Genomic DNA, 24,926 nt, shown 5'->3' with positions numbered 1-24,926 from the left:
GTCTGCTGTCAACTTGATTCTGTGCCATCCACCCCACTATTCTTACAGGATGATGGACACATTCGGCGTCCGGTGTTCAACCGATCTCCTCTCAGGCCTTCTACAGCCGGATACCGGGAGCGTCAGCGCATCCGACATATATTTTAGGTTGGCCTAAAAACCGATGTACTTTTATCGGTTTAGGTTGGCCTAAAGGTCGTATGCCGGAACTGAAATATCAACCGGATCGTCTCGATGACCGATCGGCGACGCGAGGTGTGCAGCCGTGATCGGTGACGAGTCCGACGCGGACGACCTCCTCGCCCAACAAGCCCGCCGCGAGTCGAACGCGCGGACCTATCCGCGGTCGCTGCCGCTGGCCATCGACCGCGCCGAAGGCGCCGTCATCGAGGATGTCGACGGAAATGAGTACGTCGACTGCCTCGCGGGCGCCGGGACGCTCGCGCTCGGACACAACCACCCCGCGGTCGTCGAGCGGATGGAGCGCCTGCTCGAGCGCGACCGGGCGGTCCACACGCTCGATCTGACGACGCCGGTGAAAGAGCGGTTCGTCGATCGACTGCTCGAGAGCCTCCCCGACGAGTTCGCCGCGAACGCGAAGGTCCAGTTCTGTAGCCCCGCCGGCACGGACGCCGTCGAAGCCGCGCTGAAACTCGCCAAGACGGCGACGGGGAACCGGTCGATGCTGGCCTTCCAGGGCGGCTACCACGGGATGACCAACGGCGCCCTCAGCCTGATGGGTGACACGGCGGCGAAGGAGCCGATTCCGGGGCTAATGCCAGACGTCCACCACCTGCCCTACCCCCACACCTACCGCTGCCCGTTCGGGCTCGGCGGTGACGAGTGTTGGCGGACGAGCGCCGAGTACGTCGAGCGGACGCTCTCGAACCCCGACAGCGGGATCGTCGATCCCGCCGGAATGATCCTCGAGCCGGTCCAGGGCGAGGGCGGCGCAGTGCCGGCGCCCGCGGAGTGGCTTCAGGAGATGCGCCGAATCACCCGCGAACGGGACATTCCGCTGATCGTCGACGAGATCCAGACCGGACTCGGCCGCACAGGCGAACTGTACGCGATCGAGCACGCGGACGTCGTTCCCGACGTGATGACTCTCTCGAAGGCCGTCGGCGGCGGACTCCCGCTCTCGGTCGTCGTCTACGACGAGTCGCTTGACGTCTGGGAGCCCGGCGCCCACGCCGGCACGTTCCGGGGCAACCAGCTCGGGATGGCCGCCGGCGTCGCTACCATCGAACACGTCCTCGAGAACGACCTCGACGACCGCGCCGCCGAGATGGGCGACCGGCTTCGGGACCACCTCGAGGAGACAGCTGCGACCTTCGATGTCGTCGGCGACGTCCGCGGGCGCGGGCTCATGCTCGGAATGGAACTCGTCGATCCTGACGGGGAGCCCGACTCGCTCGGACACTACCCTGCCGACGGCGACCTCGCGGCGGCGGTCCAGTCGGAAGCGTTCGACCGCGGACTGATCGTCGAGACCGGCGGCCGCCACAGCAGCGTCGTCCGGTTCCTGCCGCCGCTGACGATCTCGAAATCGGAGATCGACGAGGTCGGTGAGATCGTCCGCGAGAGCGTTCGCGCGGTCGTCGCCGACGATCGGTCGCCGACGGAGGTGCCGACGTGACGGGACAGCGCAGTGCGGTCGACCGGGACCGATCTCCCGCCGCGGACGCCGACCCGACGCCGCCGCCGACGGCCGCGACCGCGTTCCTCGGCGGCCCGGACGGCAACGCCGCCTACGCGGACGCGATCGACCGGGCGCGGGACGTCCTCCTCGAGTCGTTCGCGACGTCTGCGGGGCCCTACGCGGGAACCGACCACGAGACGCTCCGCGAGCGGATCGCCGACTTGCAGGTCGTCCCCGACGACGGGTCGTCGATCGAGGACACCCTCGAGACGGTCGCCGACGACGTGCTCGCGGACTCCGTTCGCGTCCACGATCCCGGCTGCGTCGCCCACCTCCACTGTCCGCCGACGGTCCCGGCGCTGGCCGCGGAGCTGTTGCTGTCGGGAACGAACCAGTCGATGGACTCGTTCGATCAGGCGCCCGCGGCCTCCGTCCTCGAGGAGCGGGTCGTCGACGCCTGCTGTGACCTGTTCGACTACCCGACCGGCGCTGACGGCGTCTTCACGGGCGGCGGCACGGAGTCGAACTTCCTCGGCCTCCTGCTCGCCCGCGACTGGTACTGCGAGCGCCGGTTCGATCGCGACGTCCAGACGGAGGGGCTCGGACCCGAAGCGGCGTCCGACCTCCGCCTCCTCTGCTCGGACGCTGCCCACTTCACCGCCGAGCAGGCCGCCCACCACCTCGGGCTGGGTGAGGACGCGGTCGTCTCCGTCCCGACCGACGGCGACCGACGGATCGACCTCGAGGCGCTGGATTCGACCCTCGAGCGCCTCGATGCCGACGGTCGCCACCCGTTCGCGATCGTCGCCACGGCCGGGACGACCGACTTCGGCAGCATCGACCCGCTCGCGGCGCTGGCGGACCGAGCCGCCGACCGCGACCTGTGGCTCCACGTCGACGCCGCCTACGGCGGGGCGTGCGCCATCAGCGACCGGCTCCGGCCGAAGCTCGAGGGGATCAATCGCGCCGACTCCATCGCCGTCGACTTCCACAAACTGTTCTACCAGCCGATCAGCTGCGGGGCCTTCCTGCTCCGCGACGGCGACCGCTATCGGCACCTCGAGCGCAACGCGGCCTACCTCAACCCCGAGCGCGACGACGCGGCCGGGGTGCCGAACCTCGTCTCGAAATCGACCCGGACGACCCGCCGGTTCGACGCGCTGAAGCCGTTCGTGACGTTCAACGCTCTCGGCCGGACGGGCGTGGCCGACTGCGTCGAGTACGTCTGCGAGCTGGCCGACGCGGTCGCCGACGAGATCCGGGCCGACCCGGCGCTGGAACTGTGCTGTGACCCCGAACTGAGCGCGGTGGTCTTCCGCTACCGGCCGGACAACGAATCCGGTCCCGATTCTTCCTCCACCGCCGCCGTCGACCGCGTGAACCGGGCGATTCGCGACGAGCTGTTAGCCGACGGCGAGGCCATCCTCGCCCGCACCGAGGTCGACGGCACCGCCGCGCTGAAGCTCACGCTCCTGAACCCGCGAACGACGCTCTCCGACCTTCGAGGCGTCCTCGAGGCGGTCGTCGACCGCGGCGAGGCGCTCGAAACCGACCGAGAGGTAATTGATTCCGCATGACTCCACGACAGACGACACCCGAGACCGACGAACAGGGCGTCGACGCGACGCGAGTCGCGCGCGAGGCCACGTTGCACAGCTTCCTGAACTGCTACCGCCACGAGACCGGGGGCGGCGAGTTCGTCCCGGCGTCGGACGCGCCGATCGACCGCGAACCGGCCAGCGGCCAGGTGTTGCGGATCCCGCTGGCGAACCAGGGGATCGAGTGTTTCGTCCCTGTCGATTACCGGTCGCCGACGGGCCGCCACCTGTTCGACCTGCCAGCGTACTACCGCGCCGGAGCCGGAGCGAGCGAGCCCGATCCGAACGACACCGCCCTCGAGGCAGACCCCGAACCCGTCGAACTGGACTACACCACGCTGGCGACGCTCGCGACGAAGGAACTCGAACTCGCGCGCGGTGCCGACCCGAACCGAGACGACCTCATCGAGCGGGTCGTCCGCTCCTGTCGGAACGTCGAGAAGTACGTCGACGCCCGCGCAGGCGACGCGGAGACGCTGTACGGAACTGACTTTACCTTCCGCGAAGCCGAACAGTCGCTGGTCTTCGGGCACCTCCGTCACCCGACGCCGAAGAGCCGCCGGGGGATGGAACGCGACGCCGAGCGCTACGCCCCCGAACTCGAGGGCTCGTTCCCGCTACACTACGTTCGGGCCGACCCCTCGATCGTCGAGAGCGAGTCCGCCCGCGACGAGTCCGCCGCGGCGTGGGTTCGCGAGACGCTGCGCGAGGACCCGACCGTCGACGAGGCGGTCCTCAACGGCCTCGCGGACGACGACGTGCTCCTGCCGGTCCACCCGTGGCAGGCCGAACGACTGTTCGAGCGGCCCGAGGTGCAGGAGCTGGTCTCTGCGGGCAAACTCGAGTCACTGGGTGAACTGGGCCGAGAGTTCTACCCGACGACCTCCGTGCGGACGCTGTACGCGCCCGACTCGCCGTTCATGCTCAAGGGATCGCTCGCCGTCGAGATCACCAACTCGCTGCGGACGAACAAGCGGCCGGAACTCGAGCGCGGGGTCGCGATCTCGGACCTGCTGGCGACCGAACTCGGCGACGACCTGCGCGACCGATTCCCTGGCTTCGACGTGATTCGGGACCCGGCGTATCTGACGATCGACCCGGACGCGCTGGGAGTCGAGGACGACGAATCCGGCTTCGAGGTCGTCCTCCGGGCGAATCCCTTCCGGGGCGAGGACGCCCGGCGGGCGACGCCCGTCGTCGCCCTCTGTCAGGACGCGATCGGAGACGAGACTTCCCGACTCGGTCGCATCATCGCCTCGATCGCCGAGCGCGAGGGTCGCGACACCGCCGCGGTCAGCGAGGAGTGGTTCCGCCGCTATCTCGAAATCTCGGTGCGGCCGCTGCTGTGGCTCTACCTCGAGCGGGGGATCGGACTCGAGTCCCACCAGCAAAACAGCGTCCTCACGCTGGACGAGGCGGGCTATCCCGACGAGTTCCGCTACCGGGACAATCAGGGTTACTACTTCCCGGAGGGCGCCTACGACCGAGTCGAGGCCGTCTGCCCCGGTGTCGGCGAGCGCGCCGGCACCGTCTGTCCCGACGCGGTCGCCGACGAGCGGATCCGCTACTACGTCCTGCTCAACAACGCCCTCGGCGTGGTCAACGCCTTCGGGACCGCGGGCTTGGTCGACGAAGAGCGGCTGCTCGCCGTCCTCCGCGAGGAACTCGAGTCCCTGCGGGCGTTCGACCGGCCGAGCACGGCGATCCTCGACCCGCTGCTCGAGTCCGACACGGTGCCGCGCAAGGCGAATCTGCTGACCCGATTCCGCGGACTGGACGAACTCGAGGCGTCCTCGCTCGACGAGCAGTCGGTCTACGCCGACGTACGGAACCCGCTCGTTGACCCGCCGGAAGACGAGTCCACTGACGCGGCCGACTCGCCGGACGCGCCGGAGCCGGAGGTGGGCCGATGACGGCGCGAGAGACCGCTCGCGGCCCCCACGCCACCGTCGTCTCGGACTACGACTTCGAGTACTATGACGAGACGATCGACCGTCACATCGGGTTCCGTCCGGTCGACCTTGAGCGGGATCTGGGTCGCCTGCACGCCTGGCTCGGCTCGGATCACGTCAAGCCCTACTGGCAACTCGACGAGTCGCTGCCCGAGTTCCGCGAGACGCTCCGGGAGAAGCTCGCGGACGACCATCAGACACTGTACGTCGGCTGTCTCGATCACGTCCCGATGAGCTACTGGGAGCGCTACTGGGCCGCCGAGGACGATCTGTCGGCGTACTACGACGCCGAGCCGGCCGATCAGGGAATTCACCTCCTTATCGGGCCGCCGGAGTACCTCGGCGAGGGGTACGCGACGCCGCTGTTCCGGGCGATGATGGCCCTCGAGTTCAGTCATCCCGAGACCGATCGGGTCGTCGCCGAACCCGACGCGCGCAACGACGCGGTACTGGCGGTCCTCGAACAGTGCGGCTGCGAGCTCAGGCGTCAGTTCGAGTTCGCGGAGGAGGAAAAGACGGCGACCCTCGTCGTCTGTACGCGCGAGCGGTTCGAACGCGAGATTTGGCCGCCGACCGCGACCGCGGACGGGGACGAGGCGGCCGCACGACCGGCCGAGGTGAGCGACGATGACTGAGGAGGACCGCACCGTCTCCGTCGTCGACGGCGACGACGACGCCTCCGAACCCGTCGTCGATCGCGGTCACTACGACGTCCTCGGCGTCGGTCTCGGGCCGTTCAACCTCGGGCTCGCGGCACTGCTCGACGGCGCGGACTCCGACCCCGACCTCGAGGCCGTCTTCCTCGAGCGCGAACCCGAGTTCGCCTGGCACGAGGGGATGCTGATCGAGGGGGCCACGCTCGAGGTGCCGTTCCTCGCGGATCTGGTGACGATGGCCGATCCGACGAACCCGTACAGCTTCCTCAACTACGTCCGCGAGCGGGACCGCATCTACGAGTTCTACTTCTACGAGACGTTCCAGATCCCCCGCCGCGAGTATGACGACTACCTTCGCTGGGTCGCCGAGACGGTGCCGACGACGCAGTTCGAGCGGGAGGTGACGAGCGTCGAGTACGAGGCTGCGGACGCAGGCGGCGGACGTGACGATTCCGATGGGACAGACGATGACGGAACGGCCGACGACGGGACGTTCGTCATCGAGGCCGTCGCCCCCGAGACGGGCCAGCGCTACCGCTACCGGGCCGACGACCTCGTCATGGGCGTCGGCTCCCGGCCCGCGCTGCCAGAGTTCGCCCGCGACCACGCCGACGGGGACGCCCCCCTGTTCCACACCGCCGACTACCTCGAGCGTCGCCCGGACATCCTCGATACCGACTCGATCACCGTCGTCGGCTCCGGGCAGAGCGCCGCCGAGGTCGTCCTCGACCTGCTCGAGCGCCAGTCCGCGAACGGGTTCCGACTCGACTGGCTCACCCGCTCGGACGGCTTCTTCCCGATGGAGTACTCGAAGCTCGGGCTCCAGCACTTCACGCCCGAGTACACGGAGTACTTCTACGACCTGCCCCAGTCCCGCAAGGACGAGTTGCTGCCCGACCAGGACCTGCTGTACAAGGGGATCGATCCCGAGACCAGCGAGCGGATCTACGACACCCTCTACGAGCGCTCGATCGGCGATCGCGACCCCGACTTCGGCATGCTCGCGACGACCGCGGTCCGCGATATCGAGCACCTCGAGGGCAGCTACTGGCTCGAGTGCGAACACCGCCAGCAGGACCATCGGTTCGCCCTCGAGACCGACGCCGTGATCTTCGGGACGGGCTACCAGCGGCCGACGCCGACCTTCCTCGAGCCGATCGCCGACCGGATCGCGTTCGACGACCGGGGTCGGTTCCGCGTGAACGAGGACTACCGCCTCGAGGGGGACCTCGGCGGGGCGGACGACGCCGGCGGCCGCGTGTTCGTCCAGAACGCCGAGATGCACACTCACGGCGTCGGCACGCCGGACCTCGGACTTGGCTGTTACCGGAACGCGGTCATCATCGAGCGACTCGCCGGCCGCGAGGTGTATCCTGTCGATCGGAACACTGTCTTCCAGGACTTCGACGTCGACCAGTTCGCTGACCACGCGCCGGTTCGCACCGACGTGCCACGATCGCTTGCACCCGATACGGAGTAATTCATGCAGAATCCACGACACGACACCGAGACGGAGTACGGACTCGACGGTATCGACACGCTAGACGACGTGCTGACCGAGGACCGCTGGGCCGACGTCGGGCAGGAGCTGCTCGCGAAGATCCTGCGGGAGTTCACCTACGAGAATATCATAGAGCCCGAACCGGTCGACGAATCCGGAGCGGGGTCGGACGGCGAGTGGAGCACCTACGAGATCGATCTCGAGGGGATCCGCTACCGCTTCGACGCCGTCGAGCGGTTCTGGGACACCCTCGGCGTTCGCGCCGATTCGATCGAGCGCGACGCCGGTGACGGGTTTGAATCCGCCGACGATCCCCTCGAGTTCGTCGTCGACATCGAGCCGACGATCGACATGGACTCGATCACGGCCAGCCACCTCGTCCGCGAGTACACGAACACGCTGCTCGCGGACGCCCACATCGACGCCGAGGACGGCGACGAGACCGACGCCGAGAAATCGGTCCTTGACATGTCCTACGCCGAGATCGAGGGCGAGATGACCGGTCACCCGTGGCTCACGTTCAACAAGGGCCGGGTCGGCTGGGGGTACGACGACTACCGCGACTACGCGCCCGAGAGCGCCGAGTCGATCCGGCTCTCGTGGTGTGCCGTCTCGCGCGAGGCGGCCGAGTTCGTGAGCGTCGAGGGACTCTCCCACGAGTCGCTGCTCGAGTCGGAACTCGACGGCCACTACGGGCAGTTCCGCGCGGAACTCGAGGACCGCGGCCTCGATCCCGACGAGTACCTCTTCCTGCCGGTTCACGATTGGCAGTGGGAGAACACCATCGTGCCGCTGTTCGGCAAACAGCTCGCGACGAACGAGATCGTGCCGCTGGGGCAGGGTCCCGATGAGTACCTGCCGATGCAGTCGATCCGGACGTTCGTCAACGCCGACGAGCCGGACAAGCACAACGTCAAGCTCCCGATGATGATCAGCAACACGCTCGTCTGGCGCGGGCTCCCCGGCGAGCGCACCGAAGCCGCCCCGCTGGTCACGGAGTACGTCAAGGACGTTCGGGACTCGGACCCGTTCCTGCGCGACGAGTGCGAGGTCGTCCTCCCCGGCGAGATCGCCGGCGTGAACTTCGATCACCCGACGTTCGACGCGCTCGAGGCCCCGGCCTACCAGTACAAGGAACTGCTGGGCACCGTCTGGCGCGAGAGCGTCACGGGCCTGATCGACGACGATGAGCGGGCGATGACCCTCTCGTCGCTGCTCCACGTCGAGGACGACGAGCCGGTCGTCTCGAAGCTGGTCGAGCGCTCCGACCTCGAGCTCTCCGAGTGGCTCGATGAGCTGTTCGCCACGATGCTCCCGCCGCTGCTGCACTACCTCTACCGGTACGGGACCGCCTTCTCGCCCCACGGCGAGAACACGATCCTCGTCCTCGAGGATGACCGCCCGTCCCGCCTTGCCGTCAAGGACTTCGTCGACGACGTCAACGTCGCCGAGGCCCCGCTCGAAGAACTGCAGGACCTGCCCGACGACCTCGAGGACGTTCTGCTGTCCGTGCCGCCGGAGGAACTGCGCCTGTTCGTCGTCTACGGGCTGTTCGTGGGCGTCTATCGATATCTCTCGGACCTGCTGGTCCGTCATCACGACTACCCGGAGGAACGGTTCTGGGGGCAGGTCCGGGCCGCGATCGAGGACTACCAGGAGCGGTTCCCCGAGCTCGAGGACCGGTTCGAGCTGTTCGACCTGCTCGAGCCGGCGCTCCCGAAACTGACGCTGAACCGCAACCGAATCGTCGATTTCGGCTACGGCGACCGCCCCGAGCGGCCCCACGCCATCGAGCACGGCACCGTGCCGAACCCGCTGTCCGAAGTCGACCCCGAGCGGTGACCTGAGCGGTCCGCGGCTCGGAGACGGATACGCCTCCCGTCGTTACGGGCGCGACCGCAACGGCGGCGAAGCGAGCCGGAGGGGCGGCCGATCGCGGACGAAGTCCGTCAGGATCTCGCTTCGCGCCCGAATCTCCCGGGGCGCATGGGCGTCCGAGCCCAGCACGAACGCGATATCTCGCTCGACAAACAGCTCGAGGGCCTCGGGATTCGGGTGGAGCCGTCCGAGCCCGCGCCGCGCGCGACCGGCGTTGAGTTCGGGGACGGTCGAGGACGTCGTGAGCGCGTCCGCGACGGCGCGGTAGTGCGCGTCGGTCGTGAGCCCGCGGAGCGGTTCGATGCGCTCGGGCAGATCGACGTGGCCGACGACGTCGAACAGCTCCGACTCGATCGATCGGACGAGCGCCTCGTAGTAGGCGTCGACGACGGCCCGACGCTCCGCGCGGGGCCGATCCGCGACGGTGGCGGCGGCCGTCACGTCGCAGCCCTCGACGAGGTGGACGCTGCCGATCGCGTACTCGAAGTCGGCGTCCTCGAGGAACGCCTCGAGTCGCGCCTCGGTTCCGGGAACGTAGTTGCACTCGACGGCGTCGAAGACGTCGATCGGATACCGCTCGCGCAGTTCGTCGATCTGACGGCGGCGCCGTTCGTACGTCTCGACCAGGTCGAACCGATCGCGACGGCCGTGGTCGTCGTCGACGAGGATGCAGTGGTCCGTGAGGCCGATTCCGTCGTAGCCGGCCGCGACGGCGGCCTCGATCATCGACGCCATCTCGGAGCCGTCCGAAAACCGCGTGTGCGTGTGGAGATCGTACCGCGGGGCCGGGTCGTCGCCGCGCTCGCGGTCCGACCCGCCGGCGCCGTCAGGCCGACGGCTCATTCCGCTCCTCCCCGTCGCCGGCCACGTCGACGAGGCGCTGTCCTTCCAACTTCGGCACCGCGGTGTGGACGTCGATCCGCTTGCTGTACTCGAGCAGGTCGCGAACGCGGATGTCGGCCTTGTCGACGTACTTCGCCAGCTTTCCGGCCTCGATGATCTCCTGGTAGGCGGCGAGCTCCGCCTCGCTCGGCGGATTTCCGTCGAGGTAGCGCCGGATGAGCACGGCCCCGACGGTGTCCTCTGGCGACGGCTTCAGCTTCGATCCCGCGGCGACCGGGATGGTCGGTTTGTCGTCACCGCGCAGGTGGTCGGCGACGGCGGCCGCGTTCGCCGTCGCGCCGACGTAGATATCGATGTCGTCGCCGCCGCGCTTGCGCAGGTCGGTGACCGCGGCGCCGCCGTTCGTCGACGTGATGGCGGTCGGTCGGCCGTCGACGTCGACCTCGTGGACGTAGCTGGGCGAGTTGAAGAAGTCGTACCCCTCCGTCGGCGTGTAGTCGTCGCTGCTGCCGCCGCCGATCTTCGCGTCCGGATGGTCCTCCTGGAACGCGAACTCGTCGCCGCGTTCCTCGGGCACGTGGACGTACTCGGCGCCGGCGTCGAACAGTTCCAGCACGGTCGTCGAGTAGTGGGTCACGTCGATGACGACGTAGTTGGCCGGTTCGGGCTCCTGGGGAAGCTGTCCTCGGGACGGAATCAGCCCGTCGGCGTACTGTGCGTCGATCTCGAGCGGTGGCTGGGAGGCCATACTCCGCCATTCTACGATCCGACCATGAACTCGTATATGTGGTGTACGGACCAAATCCGTGTTAAAAAATAACGTACGTTGAAGGGTAGATAGTCCGCTCAGCTGCCCAAGACGGCGATCGCGACGACGACGGCCAGCGACCCGACGAGGAACGCGACGTCGAACGGACGCACGCGCAGTTCCTCGAGTTGGAGTTCGCGGCTCGCAGAGCCCTGCAGCGACTGCGAGAACCCGCGGGACTCCATCGCTTCGACGGTGACTCGGCTCCGCTTTGCGACGTTGAAGATCATCGGGTAGAACGCGCGTACGGAGAGGCGAAGCAGGTACAGGTAGTGTCGACACCGCCAGAACCCAGGCGACTCGGGGGCGCAACTCCGGAGCCGGAGGGAGTTGACCACGTCGTGGTACTCTTGGAGCAACACCGGCAGCATCCGGTAGCCGTAGGCGATGACGAACGTGAACTGCCGCGGGACGCCGAGGCTGAGCAGCCCGCGGCTGATATCTTTCGGACTCATGCTCGAGAAGACCGCCAGGCTCGCGACCGAAATGATGGTCAGCTTGAACGTGTAGGGAAGCAGCGCCACGACGGCCCCGGCCCCGTCGCCGAGCAGTCCGGCAATGACGGCGTACAGCGCGAGATTCGTGACCGTCCCAAACGCGAGCGTCGCGATCAGGAACTTGCTGACCCGCGAGACGGCCGCGATGATCGAGACGAACGCGAGGAGCCCCGAGAGGATCATCAGATCGAAGAACAGCCACGGAACGACGAGGAACACGGCGTACCACGCGAACAGGACGCGCGGATCGATCCGATTGAGAAACGCCGCGTCGTTGTCGTAGGCCGTCCGGAGCAGATCCGTCTTGATGGAGTCGATCGACGTTCCCTCGCGCAGCGAGTCGAGATACGTCATCGATCCTCCCTCCGCCCGGTCGCGACGGTGGCATCGGCGATCGGGGCGAGTCGGTCCGCCAGTTCGCCAACGCTGAGCGCGGGCGATTGGAAGCCGAGTTCGTCGCTCAGTCGGGCGACCTGTGGCGGGCGCAGGCTCGCTCGCGCGAGCAGTTCGCCGTCGGCGAGGATCGACCGCGGCGAGCCGTCGGCGACGACCGCCCCGTCTTCGAGGACGAGAACTCGATTGGCCCACTCGGCGATCAACTCGAGGTCGTGGGTCGCGATGACGACGGTTTCGATGTGATCCCCCGCGCGATCGATCGTCCGTTTCACTTCCGAACGACTGCCGAGATCGAGGCTCCCGGTCGGCTCGTCCAGCAGAACGATCGACGGCTCCGTCGCCAGCCCGATCGCCAGCGAGACGCGCCGTTGCTGGCCGACGCTGAGCAGCCGGCCGTCCCGGTCTTGCAGCGCGGTCAGGTCCAGAAACGAGAGGACCTCGTCGACCCGTTCCTCGACGCCCTCACGGTCTCGTTCGCGGAGGTAGTAAGCGATGTCGTCCCGAACCGTATCAGCGACGAACATCTCCTCGGGGTTCTGGCGGACGTACACCACGTCTTCGGCCAGCGTCTCCGGAAGAGTACCGTTCGTCTTGACACCGTCGACGGTTACCGTTCCGGACCGTGGCTTCTCAAGGCCAGCGAACAGGCTCATGAGCGTCGATTTCCCCGCTCCATTGGGACCGACGAGCGCGACGCGGTCACCCCGCTCGATCCGGAGCGAGAGCCCGTCGAGGACGTCCGTTCGGCCGGACCGGAGCGACTCGTAGGAGTGTGTGACGTCGTCGACGACGATGCTGGCGCGATCGGCGACGTCGGGATCGTCGTCCGCTGTCGGTCGCTCCTCCGTCTCATCGACGCCGTCGGCGTCGATGTCGACATCGCCCACGAGGGATTCGAACGCCGCGACGCCGTCGCGCAGCGAAACGGGATACCGCTCGCGGTCGCCGAACACGTCCGCGGCCACCTGCGTGACCTGCGGCGGATGGACGCCCCGTTCGCGCAGTTCTTCGAGGTTCGAGAGCGCGTCCACGACCGGCTCCTTCCACTGCACGCGGCCGTCCGCGACCAGCGCCATCGAGTCGCAGTACTCGGCGACGAACTCGGTGTGGTGTTCGATGACGACGACGGTTCTGCCGTCCTCCTCGTTGAGCCGCGCTAACTGTTCGTACGCCTCCCTGGCGTTCGCCGGGTCGAGCTGTGCGGCCGGCTCGTCGACGACGAGCACGTCCGGATCGAGCACCAGCGCGGCCGCGAGCGCGACAAGGTGTTTCTGCCCGCCGCTGAGTTCCCAGATGAACCGGTCTGCAACGTCCTCGAGGTCGAACCGCGAGAGGATTCGATAGGTTCGCTCCCGGTAGTCCTCGAGGCCGTGATTGAGCGGCGCGAACGCCACTTCCTCGAAGACGGTCGGACAGACGAGTTGGTTATCGAAGTCCTGAAAGACGTAGCCGACTCGTTTCGAGAGTTCGGCCACCGACGCCTCGCGGGTGTCGACATCGCCGACCGTCACCGTCCCCTCGAACTCGCCCTCGAAGAAGTGCGGTACGATCCCGTTGAACGTCTTGCACAGCGTCGTCTTGCCGCTGCCGTTGCCGCCGACGACGGCGACGAACTCGCCCGAATCGATCCGGAGGTCGGCGCCGTCTACCACCCGTTCATCCCCGCCGGGGTAGCGGAACGCCAGGTCTTCGACTGTAATCGCCGTCGATGAGTGTCGAGTCATTCGAATTGATCTCTCAGGCTTTCGACTGCGTTCCGAGCATCCAGACGCCGGCCACGACGAGGACGGCGACGGCGACCGGAAGCAGGATGAACAATTGCCCGTAGGTTTCCATAAACTCGGGTTCCCAGACGATGTTGATCGCGCCGCCGGCCTCGCTGAGTGCCGCGAAGGCGAACGCGAGCGGGAATGCGATCAGCACGGCGACGGCCGCTTTCGGGGAGAACCCGCGCCACATCGACGCACCAGCGGTTCCCTCGTAGGGTTCCATCCCTAGCAGCGGCTCGATCTTGCCGTGCAGCCGCGGATAGAGGTACAACGCGGGAATGACGCCGAAGACGACCCCCGTGATCACCATCTGGACGACGAAGTCGACCCCTTCGAGCACGATGATGCTCTCGGGAAGCCCCGGGGTGGCCTCGAGCTCCGCGACGCCGACGTAGAACTTTCCGATATCGACGAACATCGCGAGGAACTCGTTGAGCCCCTCCGCAACGAGGACGACGATCGCGAGCTGGAGCCGGTTCTCCGTATCCTGAAGCAAGAGCGCGGCGAAGTAGAAACAGACCGAGACGAGCAGGAGATCCTCCATCACGCCGAGCCCGTCGAAGTCCCCGAGGAGGATGTCCTCGAAGACGATCTCCCCCATCGGCACCGCGAGCGCCGCCCAGTATGTTCTGAACAGCAACACTAGTACGATCGGAATGAAGATAAAATCGCCAACGCCGAGCTCGAGCGGCCCGACGTCGAACTCCGGAATGATTTCGGTGATTGCGTACTGCAATCCGCTGAGAGACATGACGAGAATGAACACCGTCATATCCTGATGATCGAACGATGGCCAGCCGTTGTCGGTTGTCGTGGACATAATACCGACTGGGTGACTGTGTCCCTTTTAAAAGGATATTTATAATTCTCGTATTTTCACCGAGTGAGACCGATAGAGCGCCACATACCAGTACATATCTGGTTTGACAGTTTGTCGGGGACGACGAATTCCCGATCCGTCCGGCGAATGGGGATCCGTTTCGGGTCGATCGGACTCGAGTACGAACGAGAAAATACACGCCGGAGTCGATTCTCGCGGGCTCGACGCCGTCGATCGGTCAGCCGGTACCGCGCGATGCTGCCGTCGAAATTCCGCTCAGTCCTCGGTCGTCGTCTTCTCGACGTCGAGTTCGCCCTGATAGATCTCCGCGCCGTCCTGGGCGACCTTTTCGGCCAGCACGGCGCACTTTACCCGCATCGGCGAGATGTCGACACCGAGCATGTCGATGACGTCGTCGCGGTTCATCTCCTGGAGTTCCTCGAGGGTCTTCCCGCGGAGCTCCTTCGAGAGCATGCTCGCGGAGGCCTGGCTGATGGCACAGCCGTCGCCCTTGAACGCGACGTGCTCGATCGTCTCCTCGTCGTCGCCGAGCTTGACGTCCATGCGAATCTCGTCGCCACACATCGGGTTCTCGCCGATATGGGTGAACGTCGGATCCTCGAGCTCCCCGTAGTTACGGGGGTTCTTGTAGTGGTCGAGGATCTGCTGTCGGTACATATCCGAGCCCAGTCCCATTGGTAGTCCCGAATAGACGCGAGAGTTGTAAAAGGGTTCCGGGGCCGACGCTACTCGGTATCACGAGCGGGGCGATTACGGTCACAGATGGTCGCTACTCGGCGGACGCGTCGCTGACGTCGATACAGTCCGCCCTCGATGCAGCCATCGACCCCGGGAAACGGTTGGTGGTCGATACCGCTACGGCGATCCCTGGTCAACGGGGGGATTGAGGTAGCAGGCATCGATGACCACGAGCGCGCCGATAGTCACCGCGACGAACATCGCGTGCACTACCGGTAGGCTCAGAACGTGTGCCGCGACCAGTGCAACCGTAAATACGACCGGGACGACCCCCAGCAGGAGGTCGTACCGGCTGGCCTTGGCGAGAACGTCGACCAGGGTCTCGAACGGATCCCGTCGGGGACGGCCGATCGTGTTCTCCTGCATCGTTCTCACCTCGGCACCGCCTAGTACCGTGGCGATTCTCAAAAACCCTACGCGAGTTTGTTGTTGTTTCTGAACTGATGGCTCGAGGACCGATCGGAACGCGACGGCCACGCTCGAGGCGCCCGGATCAGCGCTCGCCGGTCAGTTCGGCGTCGAACTGCGCGACGTACTCGCGGACGAACGCCGCGCGTCGCTCGGCGAGTTCCCGGCCGACGTCGGTGTAGAGTCGCTCGGGCAACGCGAGGATCTTCTCGTGGAGGTGGTTGTACTGCGTGGCCCCGGCGGCCGTCTCGTCGTCGGCAACCGGCACTGCGGGATCGTAAATCGGCTCGCCCAGCGCGCCCCCGTGGGCGAAGGTGCGCGCGATCCCGACCGCGCCGAGCGCGTCGAGGTTGTCCGCATCGCTGACCAGTTTCGCCTCGAGACGCTCGGGTTCGACGGCGTTCGAATAGCGGTGGGCGCGCACGCAGTGGGCGACGGCGTCAATCGTCGCCGGATCGGCGCCGATATCCTCGAGGATGCGACGCGATTCGCGGGCGCCCCACGCCGCGTGATCGTCTATTTCGCCGCTATCTTCCTTCTCGCGGCCGATATCGTGGAGGTACACGGCGAGGGTCACCACCCGCTCGTCGATGCTCCCGCTCTGGTGGCGGTCGATCAGCGTCTCGGCGAGCGTCTCGACGCGCCGGACGTGGTGCCAGTCGTGGGCCGGCGGGGCCGCCTCGAAATAGCTGCGCGCGCGGGTTCGGACTGCCTCGAGCATAGCCGTCGATTTTTCCGAGGGGAAATAAACGCGCCGTCCTCGAGCGGGCGAGGTCACCCACTCCGCGGTCGAGTTCACGGCGCCGACCGGAGCGGCCGACGTCGCGTCGCACCTGTGTCCGGTCACGCCCCCTCGAGCACGGACTTCCGTAGACACGCGGCCGACGCGGGACAGAGTTCGTCGAACTCGGCAGTCTCCCGAATCACGGGCGGTGCGTCGGTCCGTTCGACGTACTCGTAGCCTCGCTCCGCGAAGAACTCGGCCGCGGTCGTCGTCAGCAGGTACAGCGTCTCGACGCCGTCGGCTCGAGCCCGCCGCTCCAGCGCTGCACAGAGGGCCTTGCCGTACCCGTTGCCTCGCGCCGATCGCTCGACGACGACGGACCGGAGCAGCCCGTCGGTGCTGTACCGCTCGAGGCCGCCGATGCCGATTCGCTCGTCTCCGTCATAGCCGACGTAGAACCGCGCGGGTGACGACCGGACGTCCGCCGACGGCAACCCCTCGTCCGACAGCAGGCGCTCGACGTACGGGAGATCGCTCTCGTCGGCCCGCCGAAGCGCGACCGTCACGCTGCTCACGCTCGTGGCACCCACGCGAGTCGACTAATACCTTCGCCGGAGCGCGGCCCAGCCCGGTCAAGCCGACGTGTTACTCCCGGACACGTCGTATCGGAGTTCGACGAGTCCGCTCTCGAACGACGTACACTCGACCGTCTCGAGGGCGCGTTCCGCACCGTCGTCGGTGAAGAGACGGACGCCCTCGCCGAGCAACACCGGAACGACCGTCAGCCGGATCTCGTCGACGAGTCCCTCCCGGAGAAACGACTGCGCGAGCGCCGCGCCGCCGACGAGCCAGCTGCGGTCGTACCGCTCCTCGAGTCTGTCGACCAACTCGTGAAGGTCGCCGGCGACCAGTTCGACGCGGTCGGTCGCGAGCGGGAGGTCTCGGCCCGTGACGACGAACGTTGGTCTCTCGCCGTAGGGCCACTCGTCGAACGACAGAATCTGTTCGTACGTCCGCGAGCCCATGACGAGGCAGTCGACGCCGGCAAAGAACGCCTTAAAACTCCCGTCGGCTCCGTTTTCGCCGTCGCTCGCGTACTCTTCGAGCCACTCGACGCCGCCGTCTTCGGTCGCGATGAAGCCGTCCAGACTGGCGGCGATGTACAGTGTGACGGTCCCTCGAGTCATCGCCGCGTCTAGGTCGTCGACGGCGATAGCTCGCGCGGTCGATCGAGGGCCACAGTTCCTCGAGCAGGCGGTAGAAGACGTGAAACCGAAATCACGGACGATGTTGCGGGGACTGAGAACCGATTACGCGAACAGCTGTCGCGCCTGGCGAGAACTTCGTTCTCGCTGGCCTTCGCTCACTCCGTTCGCGGTAGAATTATGCGAACAGCTGACGCGCGTCGTCGAGCGTCGCGACCAGCTTGTCGACCTCCTCCCGCGTGTTGTGAGACCACCTTTTTACTCTCGGGTCAGCCAGCGGCTGACCGCTCGAGCAAAAAATCTGGACCAAAAAAGACCGCTCACTCCGTTCGCGGTAGAATTATGCGAACAGCTGACGCGCGTCGTCGAGCGCCGCGACCAGCTTGTCGACTTCCTCTCGCGTGTTATAGACGTAGAACGACGCTCGAGTCGAGGCCGGTACGCCGAGCTTGTCGTGAAGCGGCTGGGTACAGTGGTCGCCGGCCCGAACCGCGATCGTGTGGTCGTTCATGATCGAGGCCAGGTCGTGGGCGTGGACGCCCTCGATGTTGAAGCTGACGAGACCGCCGCGGTCGGGCCCCGGCTCGGGACCGTAGATCTCAACGTCGTCCTCGCTCTCGAGTTGCTCGTAGGCGTAGCGGGCGATCTCCTCCTCGTGGGCCTGGATGCGCTCCATGCCGATGTCCTCGAGCCAGTTGATGGCGGCCTCGAGGCCTACGGCTTCGGCGATCTGTGGCGTTCCGGGTTCGAACTTCCAGGGGAGGTCGCCCCACGTGGAGTCCTCGTAGGTGACCTTCCGGATCATGCCGCCGCCGTAGAGGTAGGGCTCCATCTCCTCGAGGAGGTGCTGTTTGCCGTAGAGGACGCCGATCCCGGTGGGACCGGCCATCTTGTGACCGGAGAAGGCGTAGAAGTCGGCGTCGATGGCCTCGACGTCGACAGGGCGGTTAGGGACTGCCTGCGCGCCGTCGATGAAGGAGAGCGCCCCGTGTTCGTGGGCGAGATCCGTGAGTTCGGAGACGGGGTTAACCGTGCCCAGCGTGTTGGAGACGTGGACCGCCGAGACGATGGCGGTGTCGTCGGTGATCAGTTCGCGGGCGTGGTCCATGTCGAGGCGCTGGTCCTCGTCGATCCGGATGTACTTCACGTCGGCGCCGGTTCGCTTGCCGATCTGTTGCCACGTGACCAGCGAGGCGTGGTGTTCCATCTCCGTGAGGACGATCTCGTCGCCGGGGCCGAGTTCGTTCAGGCCCCACGCGTAGGCGATGAGGTTCTCGCCTTCGGTCGTGTTCTTGGTGAAGATGACCTCCTCGCGGCCATCGGCGTTGATGAACTCGGCGACTCGGTCGTGGGCCTCCTCGTACATGATGGAGGCCTCCTGGCTGAGGTGGTGGATCCCCCGGTGGATGTTCGCGTTGGACTCGCGGTAGTAATCGCTCATCGCGTCGACGACCGGATCGGGGGTCTGGGTCGTCGCCGCGTTGTCGAGATAGACGACCTGCTGGCCGTCGAACTCGCGCTCGAGGATGGGGAACTCGTCGCGAATCGCTCCGACGTCGAGCGACTCGAGGTTCTGTTGACTCATTGTCTAACCGGAGGATCCCCAGACAAAACACTCCTTCGGTCGAGGCACTCGAAGCCGTCGTCTGCGACGGACGATGCGCGAAAAACGGGATGCGGGAAGCGGTGGATAGTGGACGGAGTGGTGGGAGTGGTGGGGAGTGGTTTGGGAATGGTGGGTCGGTGGGTGGGTGCCTCGGCAGGGATGTTGTCGAATCGTCCAGTATCCCGCCCTGCCATCTTCGTGTTCTCTTTCGATCGACATATCGATGTTCCCAAACTATGTTGGCTGTCTGTTGGTACGCCGACTCGAGTCCCCGATTGCGGGTGTAGTCGGTCTCGAACGGCCGTTCTGCGGAATGCGTTCAGCGGAGGGCGTTCGATTCCGTCTGAGTTTCCGATCGTGAAGCCGCGGCCCAGCGATTATGTGAACCGTGTGTCTCGAATGCGATGTATGACCGCGATAGAGACGTCCGGCCTGACGAAAACGTACGGCGACCTCGTCGCCGTTGACGACCTCGACCTCTCGGTCGAGGAAGGAGAGGTGTTCGGCTTTCTGGGGCCCAACGGCGCCGGGAAGTCGACGACGATCAACATGCTGCTCGATTTCACCCGTCCGTCCGCGGGCTCGGCGACGGTGCTCGGCTACGACGCGCAGACCGAGGCCGACGCGATCAGTCCCCGGGTCGGTGTCCTCCCCGAGGGGTTCGACATCTACCCGCGCCTCTCGGGGCGCCGGCACGTCGAGTTCGCGATCGAGACCAAGGACGCCGACAACGATCCCGACGCGATCATCGAGCGCGTGGGCCTCTCCGCCGAGGACGCCGATCGGCCCGCAGGCGACTACTCCAAGGGGATGCGCCAGCGCCTCGCGACCGGAATGGCCCTCGTCGGCGACCCCGACCTGTTGATCATGGACGAGCCCTCGAGCGGCCTCGATCCCCACGGCATCCGGGAGATGCAGGACCTGGTTCGCGCCGAGGCCGAGCGCGGAACGACCGTCTTCTTCTCGAGTCACATCCTCCAGCACGTCGAGGCGGTCTGTGACCGCGTCGGGGTGTTGAACAACGGCGAACTCGTCGCCGTCGACACCATCGAGGGGCTCCGCGAGGAGATCGGCGGCGGCGCGACGATGGAACTGACCCTCGTCGAGGCGGCCGCGGGCCTGCGCGAGACCGCCGCATCGGTCGCCGGCATCACCGACGTCGTCGCGTCTGACCACGCCCTCGAGTGTACGGTCACCGATCCGGCCGCGAAAGCGGACCTCGTGATCGCGCTCGACGGTGCGGGGGCGACGATCCAGGACGTGCGGATCGATGACGTCTCGCTCGAGACGCTGTTCACGGCGCTGACGAACGGCGACGAACGCGAGGCGGCGACCGAGACCGAGGCTGCTCCGGCGACCGCGTCGGAGTCGGAGGTGGCCCGATGAGCGGGCACATCGGCACCGTGGCTCGCAAGGAGTTCGAGGACGCCGGGCGCTCGAAACTGCTCTGGTCGCTGATCGGACTGCTCGTCGGGCTGGTCACCATCGGCTACGTCGCCATCTGGTACACGGCCGACGACGTCACCGCGGCGGAGGTGCTCAGCTTCGTCGGCACGCCCCTGCAGGTGATCCTCCCCATCGCGGCGCTGATCGCCGGCTACATGGCCGTCGTCGGGGAGCGACGCTCGGGGAGCATCAAGCTCCTCTTGGGCCTGCCGCCGAACCGGACCGACGTCGTCTTCGGGAAGTTGCTCGGCCGGACGGCCGTCGTCACCGCCGCCGTCGCGCTCGCCTGCCTCGTCTCGCTGGTCCTCGGCGCGGTCCTGTTCGGCTCAGTTCCGTTCGTCGATTGGCTCGGCTTCGCCGCCGTCTCCACGCTGTTCGGGGCGGCCTTCGCCGGACTGGCCGTCGGCACCTCCGCCGCCGTCTCCACGCGGGGTAAGTCGATGGCGATCGTCGTCGGGATCTACATGATTCTCATCGCGCTGTGGGAGCTCATCACGGCCGGTCCCTACTACCTCATCTACGGCGAGGGGCCGCCGGTCGAGGCCGAAACCTGGTACCTCGTCGTCGAGCAGTTCAACCCGATCTTCGCGTACACCAACCTGATCAGCCAGATCGTCGAGGGATCGGTGTTTCCGTTCCAGTTCCAGTACGGCCTCCAGTCGGTCGAGGCCTACGGGATGACGCCCGCCCAGCGCTACCCCGGCGACGCGCCCTTTTACCTCCAAGACGAGTTCGGCGTCGTCGTCCTGCTATGTTGGCTGGTCGTCCCCGTCGCGATCGGCTACCACCGATTCAATCGGGCGGATCTGTAGCGCTCGAGCGCGGCACGGTTCGATCGTGAATCCAGTCAGTATAGCACAGAAAGCGTGCAGTCTCCGCGAGCGAACGAAGTGAGCGAGCGGGCCGACGACTGACCCGGAGCGCGGCGCGAAGCGCCGCCTCAAGGCGAGCGGCCGACCCGCGAGCCAGGGGCGGGAGGAGTGTCCTCGTGAGCGAAAGCGAACGAGGGCTCGGAAGACGCTTCGCGTCTTCCGGTGCTTTTCATCGAATCTGAGCGGGATCGAAGATCCCGCGAGGTCGTCGGCGCTTCGCGCCGACTGCTCGAGGGACCGACGGTCCCTCGCTGTCCAAAAGAACGCGTAGCGTTCTTTGAAGATTTTGCCGAGGGCGCGGCGAAGCCGCGCCCGTGGTTCAAAAGGCGTGAAGCACCTTTCGTCATCAAGCGAGACCGGAGGTCTCGCGGACCTCGCGAATCGAAGATTCGCTCAGTCACGAGAGAGCGTGGCTCTCTCGAACGACAGCACAAAACTTCGCTCTCAGAACTGCTGCATCCGCAGTAACTGCGCGTGCAGCGTCGATCCGACCTCGAGGACGTTCGCCTCGTCGATAAAGCCCTCTTCGATGGCGAGTTCGACGGCGCGCGTGCCGACGAGGTTGGCGACGGCCGCCCGCGAGAGGCTGTCGACGACGGCGCTCTCGTCGGCGCTCTCGCCGCCGTAGAACTCCTCGGTGACGGTCAGCGAGATGTCGTCGCCCTCGAAGGTTTCGCCGAGGACGTCCTCGTCGCAGACCGCCACGAGCAACCCCTCCTGGGTCTGTCGTTCGTTGACGAGCATTCGTTACTCGAGCCGCCAGTCTTCCTCGTCGCGGTCGGACGCCTGACCGGGATCGGCGATGTCGAACCCGCCCTGTGGGTCCTGTCCGCGCTGGGGCTGGGACTGCGGACCGCCGAGGGAGCCGCCCTGGCCCCGTCCCTGGGACTGGCCGTCCGTGCGTTCCTCCATGACGTGCTGTTCGGCGCGCTCGCGCATCTCGTTTGCCTCCTCGGCGATCTCTTCGGCCTCGTCGTACTCGCCAAGTTCCTCCAGAATCTCGGCCTTCTCCTCGAGGACCTTAGTATTGCGAAGCCCCAGCCGAATGGCGTTGTCGATGCAGTGTAAGGCCTCCTCGGCCAGCCCGCGCTCCGAGAGGAAGAAGGCGCGGTTGAACCAGCCCTCGGCGAACCGCTCGTCGATCTCGACGGCGCGCTCGGCGTGGTCTAGGGCCTGGGAGGTCTCGCCGAACTCCCAGAGCGCGTACGCGAGGTTGGTCTCGGCAGTTGCCGCGTGCTCGCTCGAGTCGTCGATGTTAATGGCCTCGCGATGGGCGCCGATCGCCGCGTCGTACTCCTCGAGTTCAGCGTGGGCGACGCCCTTGTTCACCCACGCCTCCTGCTCTAAGCGCTCGTCCTCGGCGAACTGGGCGGTCCGCTCGAAGGCGTCGGTAGCCTGCTCGTAGCGGTTGATCTGCATGTAGTTCAGGCCGACGTCGAGCAGTTCCTCGGCGTCGACATCGTCCTTGGCGAGGTTCTGGTCGTCGAGCGTGTCGGTGACGACCCGCGAGTCGACGGGGTCAACCTTCCCCGGATCGACGGCCAACTCCGGCGGGTCCAGATCGAACTCCTCGTAGGCGTCGTCGAATCCCTCGCCGTCGGAGAACCGGTGATCGCCCTCGCGATCGCCTTCTCGGTCAGTCATTATCAGAAACTAGCGGCGACGACTGTTAAGGGCTGCGACCTCGGGAGTCTCCGACCGACCGCCGTCGGACGTGTCGAGTGAAAAGAACTATAAAACAATTATTCTTCTAACAATACATGGCTGCAATAACGGTCGAGAACGTCTCGAAGCAGTACGGGACCGTGACGGCGCTCGATCGCGTCGATCTGACGGTCGACGAGGGGGAGGTCTTCGGCTTCCTCGGACCGAACGGCGCGGGCAAGTCGACGCTGATCAACGTGTTCCTCGACTTCGCTCAGCCGGACAACGGGCGGGCGGCGATCTTCGGCCACGACTGTCAGTCGGAGTCCGTCGCGGCCAAGTCCCGCATGGGCGTCCTCCCGGACGGCTACACCGTCTACGACCGACTGACCGGGCGCCAGCACATCGAGTACGCGATCGAGGCCAAGGAGACCGACGTCGAACCGATGGCCGTTCTCGATCGCGTTGGTATCCGCGACGCGGCCGATCAGCGGGCCGGCGGCTACTCGAAGGGGATGGCCCAGCGGCTCGTCCTCGGCATGGCGCTGGTCGGCGAGCCCGACCTGCTCGTCCTCGACGAGCCCACCAGCGGGCTCGATCCCCACGGGATCAAGCAGATCCGAACGGTCATCCGCGAGGAACGCGAGCGCGGCGCGACCGTCTTCTTCTCGAGTCACATCTTAGAGCAGGTCGAGGCGGTCTGCGACCGCGTCGGTATCCTCTACGACGGCGAACTCGTCGCGACGGACACGATCGAGGGGCTGCGCCAGTCGGTCGGCGGCACGACGAAGCTGTTGATCACGGTCGACCGCGCCGAAGCGGGCGTCCTCGAGCGGGTCGAATCGCTCGCGGGCGTCGAGCGCGCCTGGCCGAACCCCGAGGCCGACCGGGTTGAGGTGACCTGCTCGAACGACGCCAAGATGGACGTGCTGATCACGCTCAACGAGGCCGGCGTCGACATCGAGAACTTCCGGACGGAAGAGGCGTCGCTCGAGGAGATGTTCGTCGAGTACACGAGCGGAGCGAGCTGATGTCGTGGACGACGATCGCGCGCCGGGAGTACGCGACGACCGGCGACTCCCGAGCGATCCGATGGTTGCTGTGGGCGCTCGCCGGCGCCTGCGTCCTGAGCGGCTACCTGTTTCCGGTTCTCGGCAGCGAGCCCTACACCACGAAAGCGTTCGCCAGCTTCGGCTTCCTGACCGGGAGCATCGATTACCTCTTGCCGCTGATCGGCGTCTTCCTCGGCTACGGCGCGATCGTCACCGAGCGGACGTCCGGCCAGTTGACGCTGCTGCTGTCGCTGCCGTACAGCCGCCGCGATCTCGTCGTCGGCAAACTCGTCGGGCGCTCGCTCGCGTTCGCGACGACGCTCGTCGCCGCGCTAGCCGTCGCCGGCGCGCTCGTGGTCTATCCCCTCGGCTCGCTCTCGCCAGGTTGGTATCTGGCCTTCGTCGCGCTGACCGTCCTCTACGGCGTGATCTTCGTCGGGATCGCGACCGCGATTTCGATGCTCACACAGTCGAAACACCTCGCGACCGCCGGCGCGTTCGGCGCGTACGGGCTGTTCGTCCTCGTCTGGCGGACCGCTCGCGCGGCCCTGGCGTTCGGCCTCGAGACGGTCGGAGTGATCGACGGCGCGTTGCCCGACCCCGCGTTGTTCCTGTTCGGACTGAACCCGGTAACGCTGTACGATCGGCTGGTGACTGGGTTCTTCGTCGACGGCGGCGCCGGCCCCTACGCGGGATCGAGCGCCTGGTACCTCAGCGAGTGGCTCGCGCTCCCGCTGTTTCTCGCCTGGGTCGTCGTCCCCGTCGCGTTCGGCTACCTGCGATTTCGCAACACAGACCTATGATCGATCGCACACCCTCCGACGGTACGGTTCTCCGAACGCCCTTCGAC

At 66.5% G+C, this 24,926-nt stretch carries 23 protein-coding genes; 10 read left to right on the top strand and 13 right to left on the bottom strand.

Annotation, left to right across the window (positions count from 1 at the left end):
* Nucleotides 1-265: 265 nt before the first annotated feature.
* From EH209_RS15975 to EH209_RS15950, 6 genes are read left to right on the top strand one after another with little or no spacing between them, the layout of a single operon-like run.
* Nucleotides 266-1,639: a diaminobutyrate--2-oxoglutarate transaminase gene (locus tag EH209_RS15975; protein ID WP_126663857.1), complete on the top strand. Its 1,374-nt coding sequence runs from the start codon at nucleotides 266-268 to the stop codon at nucleotides 1,637-1,639.
* Nucleotides 1,636-3,219 (top strand): pyridoxal phosphate-dependent decarboxylase family protein, encoded by a 1,584-nt coding sequence (locus EH209_RS15970; RefSeq protein WP_126663856.1) that lies wholly within the window; start codon nucleotides 1,636-1,638, stop codon nucleotides 3,217-3,219. The genes EH209_RS15975 and EH209_RS15970 overlap by 4 nt, the downstream gene beginning before the upstream one ends.
* Nucleotides 3,216-5,153: an IucA/IucC family protein gene (locus EH209_RS15965; protein WP_126663855.1), complete on the top strand. Its 1,938-nt coding sequence runs from the start codon at nucleotides 3,216-3,218 to the stop codon at nucleotides 5,151-5,153. Before EH209_RS15970 ends, EH209_RS15965 begins: the two co-directional genes overlap by 4 nt.
* On the top strand, nucleotides 5,150-5,827 hold the full coding sequence (locus EH209_RS15960) for a GNAT family N-acetyltransferase (protein ID WP_126663854.1): 678 nt from the start codon (nucleotides 5,150-5,152) through the stop codon (nucleotides 5,825-5,827). Before EH209_RS15965 ends, EH209_RS15960 begins: the two co-directional genes overlap by 4 nt.
* Nucleotides 5,820-7,328, top strand: a complete 1,509-nt coding sequence (locus EH209_RS15955; RefSeq protein ID WP_126663853.1) for a lysine N(6)-hydroxylase/L-ornithine N(5)-oxygenase family protein — start codon at nucleotides 5,820-5,822, stop codon at nucleotides 7,326-7,328. Before EH209_RS15960 ends, EH209_RS15955 begins: the two co-directional genes overlap by 8 nt.
* A 3-nt stretch (nucleotides 7,329-7,331) precedes the next feature.
* Nucleotides 7,332-9,191, top strand: coding sequence for an IucA/IucC family protein (locus EH209_RS15950; protein ID WP_126663852.1), 1,860 nt, complete (start codon nucleotides 7,332-7,334; stop codon nucleotides 9,189-9,191).
* Between the two features lie 42 nt (nucleotides 9,192-9,233).
* On the opposite strand, the gene EH209_RS15945 is transcribed toward EH209_RS15950, so the two are convergent.
* The 11 genes from EH209_RS15945 to EH209_RS15895 all read right to left on the bottom strand — a co-directional run bounded on the left by EH209_RS15945 (nucleotide 9,234) and on the right by EH209_RS15895 (nucleotide 19,041).
* Nucleotides 9,234-10,070, bottom strand: coding sequence for a PHP domain-containing protein (locus tag EH209_RS15945; RefSeq protein ID WP_126663851.1), 837 nt, complete (start codon nucleotides 10,068-10,070; stop codon nucleotides 9,234-9,236).
* Nucleotides 10,054-10,818 carry a 2-phosphosulfolactate phosphatase gene (locus EH209_RS15940; protein ID WP_126663850.1) on the bottom strand — a complete coding sequence of 255 codons (765 nt, stop codon included), beginning with the start codon at nucleotides 10,816-10,818 and terminating at the stop codon, nucleotides 10,054-10,056. Before EH209_RS15940 ends, EH209_RS15945 begins: the two co-directional genes overlap by 17 nt.
* A 98-nt stretch (nucleotides 10,819-10,916) precedes the next feature.
* Nucleotides 10,917-11,729 (bottom strand): energy-coupling factor transporter transmembrane component T family protein, encoded by an 813-nt coding sequence (locus tag EH209_RS15935; RefSeq protein ID WP_126663849.1) that lies wholly within the window; start codon nucleotides 11,727-11,729, stop codon nucleotides 10,917-10,919.
* Entirely contained in the window at nucleotides 11,726-13,495 is a 1,770-nt protein-coding gene (locus EH209_RS15930; protein ID WP_126663848.1) for an ABC transporter ATP-binding protein, read from the bottom strand. Before EH209_RS15930 ends, EH209_RS15935 begins: the two co-directional genes overlap by 4 nt.
* A gap of 13 nt (nucleotides 13,496-13,508) precedes the next feature.
* Nucleotides 13,509-14,360, bottom strand: coding sequence for a hypothetical protein (locus EH209_RS15925; RefSeq protein ID WP_126663847.1), 852 nt, complete (start codon nucleotides 14,358-14,360; stop codon nucleotides 13,509-13,511).
* Nucleotides 14,361-14,636: 276 nt separating this feature from the next.
* On the bottom strand, nucleotides 14,637-15,056 hold the full coding sequence (gene sufU, locus EH209_RS15920; protein ID WP_008893003.1) for a Fe-S cluster assembly sulfur transfer protein SufU: 420 nt from the start codon (nucleotides 15,054-15,056) through the stop codon (nucleotides 14,637-14,639).
* 180 nt (nucleotides 15,057-15,236) lie between these two features.
* The gene (locus EH209_RS15915) at nucleotides 15,237-15,485 is read right to left on the bottom strand and encodes a hypothetical protein (RefSeq protein ID WP_126663846.1); all 249 of its coding nucleotides are present in this window, start codon (nucleotides 15,483-15,485) and stop codon (nucleotides 15,237-15,239) included.
* 127 nt (nucleotides 15,486-15,612) lie between these two features.
* Nucleotides 15,613-16,248, bottom strand: coding sequence for an HD domain-containing protein (locus EH209_RS15910; RefSeq protein WP_126663845.1), 636 nt, complete (start codon nucleotides 16,246-16,248; stop codon nucleotides 15,613-15,615).
* A 122-nt stretch (nucleotides 16,249-16,370) separates the two neighbouring features.
* Nucleotides 16,371-16,826, bottom strand: coding sequence for an arsenic resistance N-acetyltransferase ArsN2 (gene arsN2 / locus EH209_RS15905; protein WP_126663844.1), 456 nt, complete (start codon nucleotides 16,824-16,826; stop codon nucleotides 16,371-16,373).
* A gap of 57 nt (nucleotides 16,827-16,883) precedes the next feature.
* Complete coding sequence (locus tag EH209_RS15900; RefSeq protein ID WP_126663843.1) at nucleotides 16,884-17,438, bottom strand: dihydrofolate reductase family protein; 555 nt, start codon at nucleotides 17,436-17,438, stop codon at nucleotides 16,884-16,886.
* A gap of 358 nt (nucleotides 17,439-17,796) precedes the next feature.
* Complete coding sequence (locus EH209_RS15895) at nucleotides 17,797-19,041, bottom strand: aminotransferase class V-fold PLP-dependent enzyme (protein ID WP_126663842.1); 1,245 nt, start codon at nucleotides 19,039-19,041, stop codon at nucleotides 17,797-17,799.
* Nucleotides 19,042-19,470: 429 nt separating this feature from the next.
* Between EH209_RS15895 and EH209_RS15890 the strand changes: the two genes are divergently transcribed.
* The gene (locus EH209_RS15890; RefSeq protein WP_126663841.1) at nucleotides 19,471-20,448 is read left to right on the top strand and encodes an ABC transporter ATP-binding protein; all 978 of its coding nucleotides are present in this window, start codon (nucleotides 19,471-19,473) and stop codon (nucleotides 20,446-20,448) included.
* Entirely contained in the window at nucleotides 20,445-21,320 is an 876-nt protein-coding gene (locus EH209_RS15885) for an ABC transporter permease (protein ID WP_126663840.1), read from the top strand. The genes EH209_RS15890 and EH209_RS15885 overlap by 4 nt, the downstream gene beginning before the upstream one ends.
* 504 nt (nucleotides 21,321-21,824) lie before the next feature.
* Here the strand turns inward: EH209_RS15885 and EH209_RS15880 are convergent.
* Nucleotides 21,825-22,124, bottom strand: coding sequence for a DUF424 domain-containing protein (locus EH209_RS15880; RefSeq protein ID WP_126663839.1), 300 nt, complete (start codon nucleotides 22,122-22,124; stop codon nucleotides 21,825-21,827).
* A 3-nt stretch (nucleotides 22,125-22,127) separates the two neighbouring features.
* Complete coding sequence (locus tag EH209_RS15875) at nucleotides 22,128-23,024, bottom strand: tetratricopeptide repeat protein (RefSeq protein ID WP_126663838.1); 897 nt, start codon at nucleotides 23,022-23,024, stop codon at nucleotides 22,128-22,130.
* Between the two features lie 116 nt (nucleotides 23,025-23,140).
* Between EH209_RS15875 and EH209_RS15870 the strand changes: the two genes are divergently transcribed.
* Both EH209_RS15870 and EH209_RS15865 read left to right on the top strand, forming a co-directional pair.
* Entirely contained in the window at nucleotides 23,141-24,055 is a 915-nt protein-coding gene (locus tag EH209_RS15870; protein ID WP_126663837.1) for an ABC transporter ATP-binding protein, read from the top strand.
* Nucleotides 24,055-24,879, top strand: coding sequence for an ABC transporter permease subunit (locus tag EH209_RS15865; protein WP_126663836.1), 825 nt, complete (start codon nucleotides 24,055-24,057; stop codon nucleotides 24,877-24,879). The genes EH209_RS15870 and EH209_RS15865 overlap by 1 nt, the downstream gene beginning before the upstream one ends.
* The last annotated feature ends 47 nt before the right edge of the window (nucleotides 24,880-24,926 follow it).

Source organism: Haloterrigena salifodinae (assembly GCF_003977755.1).
In the GTDB taxonomy this organism is placed as follows: domain Archaea; phylum Halobacteriota; class Halobacteria; order Halobacteriales; family Natrialbaceae; genus Haloterrigena; species Haloterrigena salifodinae.
The sequence above is the reverse complement of the archived record's forward strand: the minus strand, read 5'-3'. Positions and strand labels throughout refer to the sequence as shown.

What these genes read in the sequence shown, in the direction of transcription:
- EH209_RS15965 (WP_126663855.1), top strand. Translation starts at nt 3,216, where the DNA reads ATGACTCCACGACAGACGACACCCGAGACCGACGAACAGGGCGTCGAC.
- EH209_RS15960 (WP_126663854.1), top strand. Translation starts at nt 5,150, where the DNA reads ATGACGGCGCGAGAGACCGCTCGCGGCCCCCACGCCACCGTCGTCTCG.
- EH209_RS15955 (WP_126663853.1), top strand. Translation starts at nt 5,820, where the DNA reads ATGACTGAGGAGGACCGCACCGTCTCCGTCGTCGACGGCGACGACGAC.
- EH209_RS15950 (WP_126663852.1), top strand. Translation starts at nt 7,332, where the DNA reads ATGCAGAATCCACGACACGACACCGAGACGGAGTACGGACTCGACGGT.
- EH209_RS15945 (WP_126663851.1), bottom strand. Translation starts at nt 10,070, where the DNA reads ATGAGCCGTCGGCCTGACGGCGCCGGCGGGTCGGACCGCGAGCGCGGC.
- EH209_RS15940 (WP_126663850.1), bottom strand. Translation starts at nt 10,818, where the DNA reads ATGGCCTCCCAGCCACCGCTCGAGATCGACGCACAGTACGCCGACGGG.
- EH209_RS15935 (WP_126663849.1), bottom strand. Translation starts at nt 11,729, where the DNA reads ATGACGTATCTCGACTCGCTGCGCGAGGGAACGTCGATCGACTCCATC.
- EH209_RS15930 (WP_126663848.1), bottom strand. Translation starts at nt 13,495, where the DNA reads ATGACTCGACACTCATCGACGGCGATTACAGTCGAAGACCTGGCGTTC.
- EH209_RS15925 (WP_126663847.1), bottom strand. Translation starts at nt 14,360, where the DNA reads ATGTCCACGACAACCGACAACGGCTGGCCATCGTTCGATCATCAGGAT.
- sufU (WP_008893003.1), bottom strand. Translation starts at nt 15,056, where the DNA reads ATGGGACTGGGCTCGGATATGTACCGACAGCAGATCCTCGACCACTAC.
- EH209_RS15915 (WP_126663846.1), bottom strand. Translation starts at nt 15,485, where the DNA reads ATGCAGGAGAACACGATCGGCCGTCCCCGACGGGATCCGTTCGAGACC.
- EH209_RS15910 (WP_126663845.1), bottom strand. Translation starts at nt 16,248, where the DNA reads ATGCTCGAGGCAGTCCGAACCCGCGCGCGCAGCTATTTCGAGGCGGCC.
- EH209_RS15900 (WP_126663843.1), bottom strand. Translation starts at nt 17,438, where the DNA reads ATGACTCGAGGGACCGTCACACTGTACATCGCCGCCAGTCTGGACGGC.
- EH209_RS15895 (WP_126663842.1), bottom strand. Translation starts at nt 19,041, where the DNA reads ATGAGTCAACAGAACCTCGAGTCGCTCGACGTCGGAGCGATTCGCGAC.
- EH209_RS15890 (WP_126663841.1), top strand. Translation starts at nt 19,471, where the DNA reads ATGACCGCGATAGAGACGTCCGGCCTGACGAAAACGTACGGCGACCTC.
- EH209_RS15885 (WP_126663840.1), top strand. Translation starts at nt 20,445, where the DNA reads ATGAGCGGGCACATCGGCACCGTGGCTCGCAAGGAGTTCGAGGACGCC.
- EH209_RS15880 (WP_126663839.1), bottom strand. Translation starts at nt 22,124, where the DNA reads ATGCTCGTCAACGAACGACAGACCCAGGAGGGGTTGCTCGTGGCGGTC.
- EH209_RS15875 (WP_126663838.1), bottom strand. Translation starts at nt 23,024, where the DNA reads ATGACTGACCGAGAAGGCGATCGCGAGGGCGATCACCGGTTCTCCGAC.
- EH209_RS15870 (WP_126663837.1), top strand. Translation starts at nt 23,141, where the DNA reads ATGGCTGCAATAACGGTCGAGAACGTCTCGAAGCAGTACGGGACCGTG.
- EH209_RS15865 (WP_126663836.1), top strand. Translation starts at nt 24,055, where the DNA reads ATGTCGTGGACGACGATCGCGCGCCGGGAGTACGCGACGACCGGCGAC.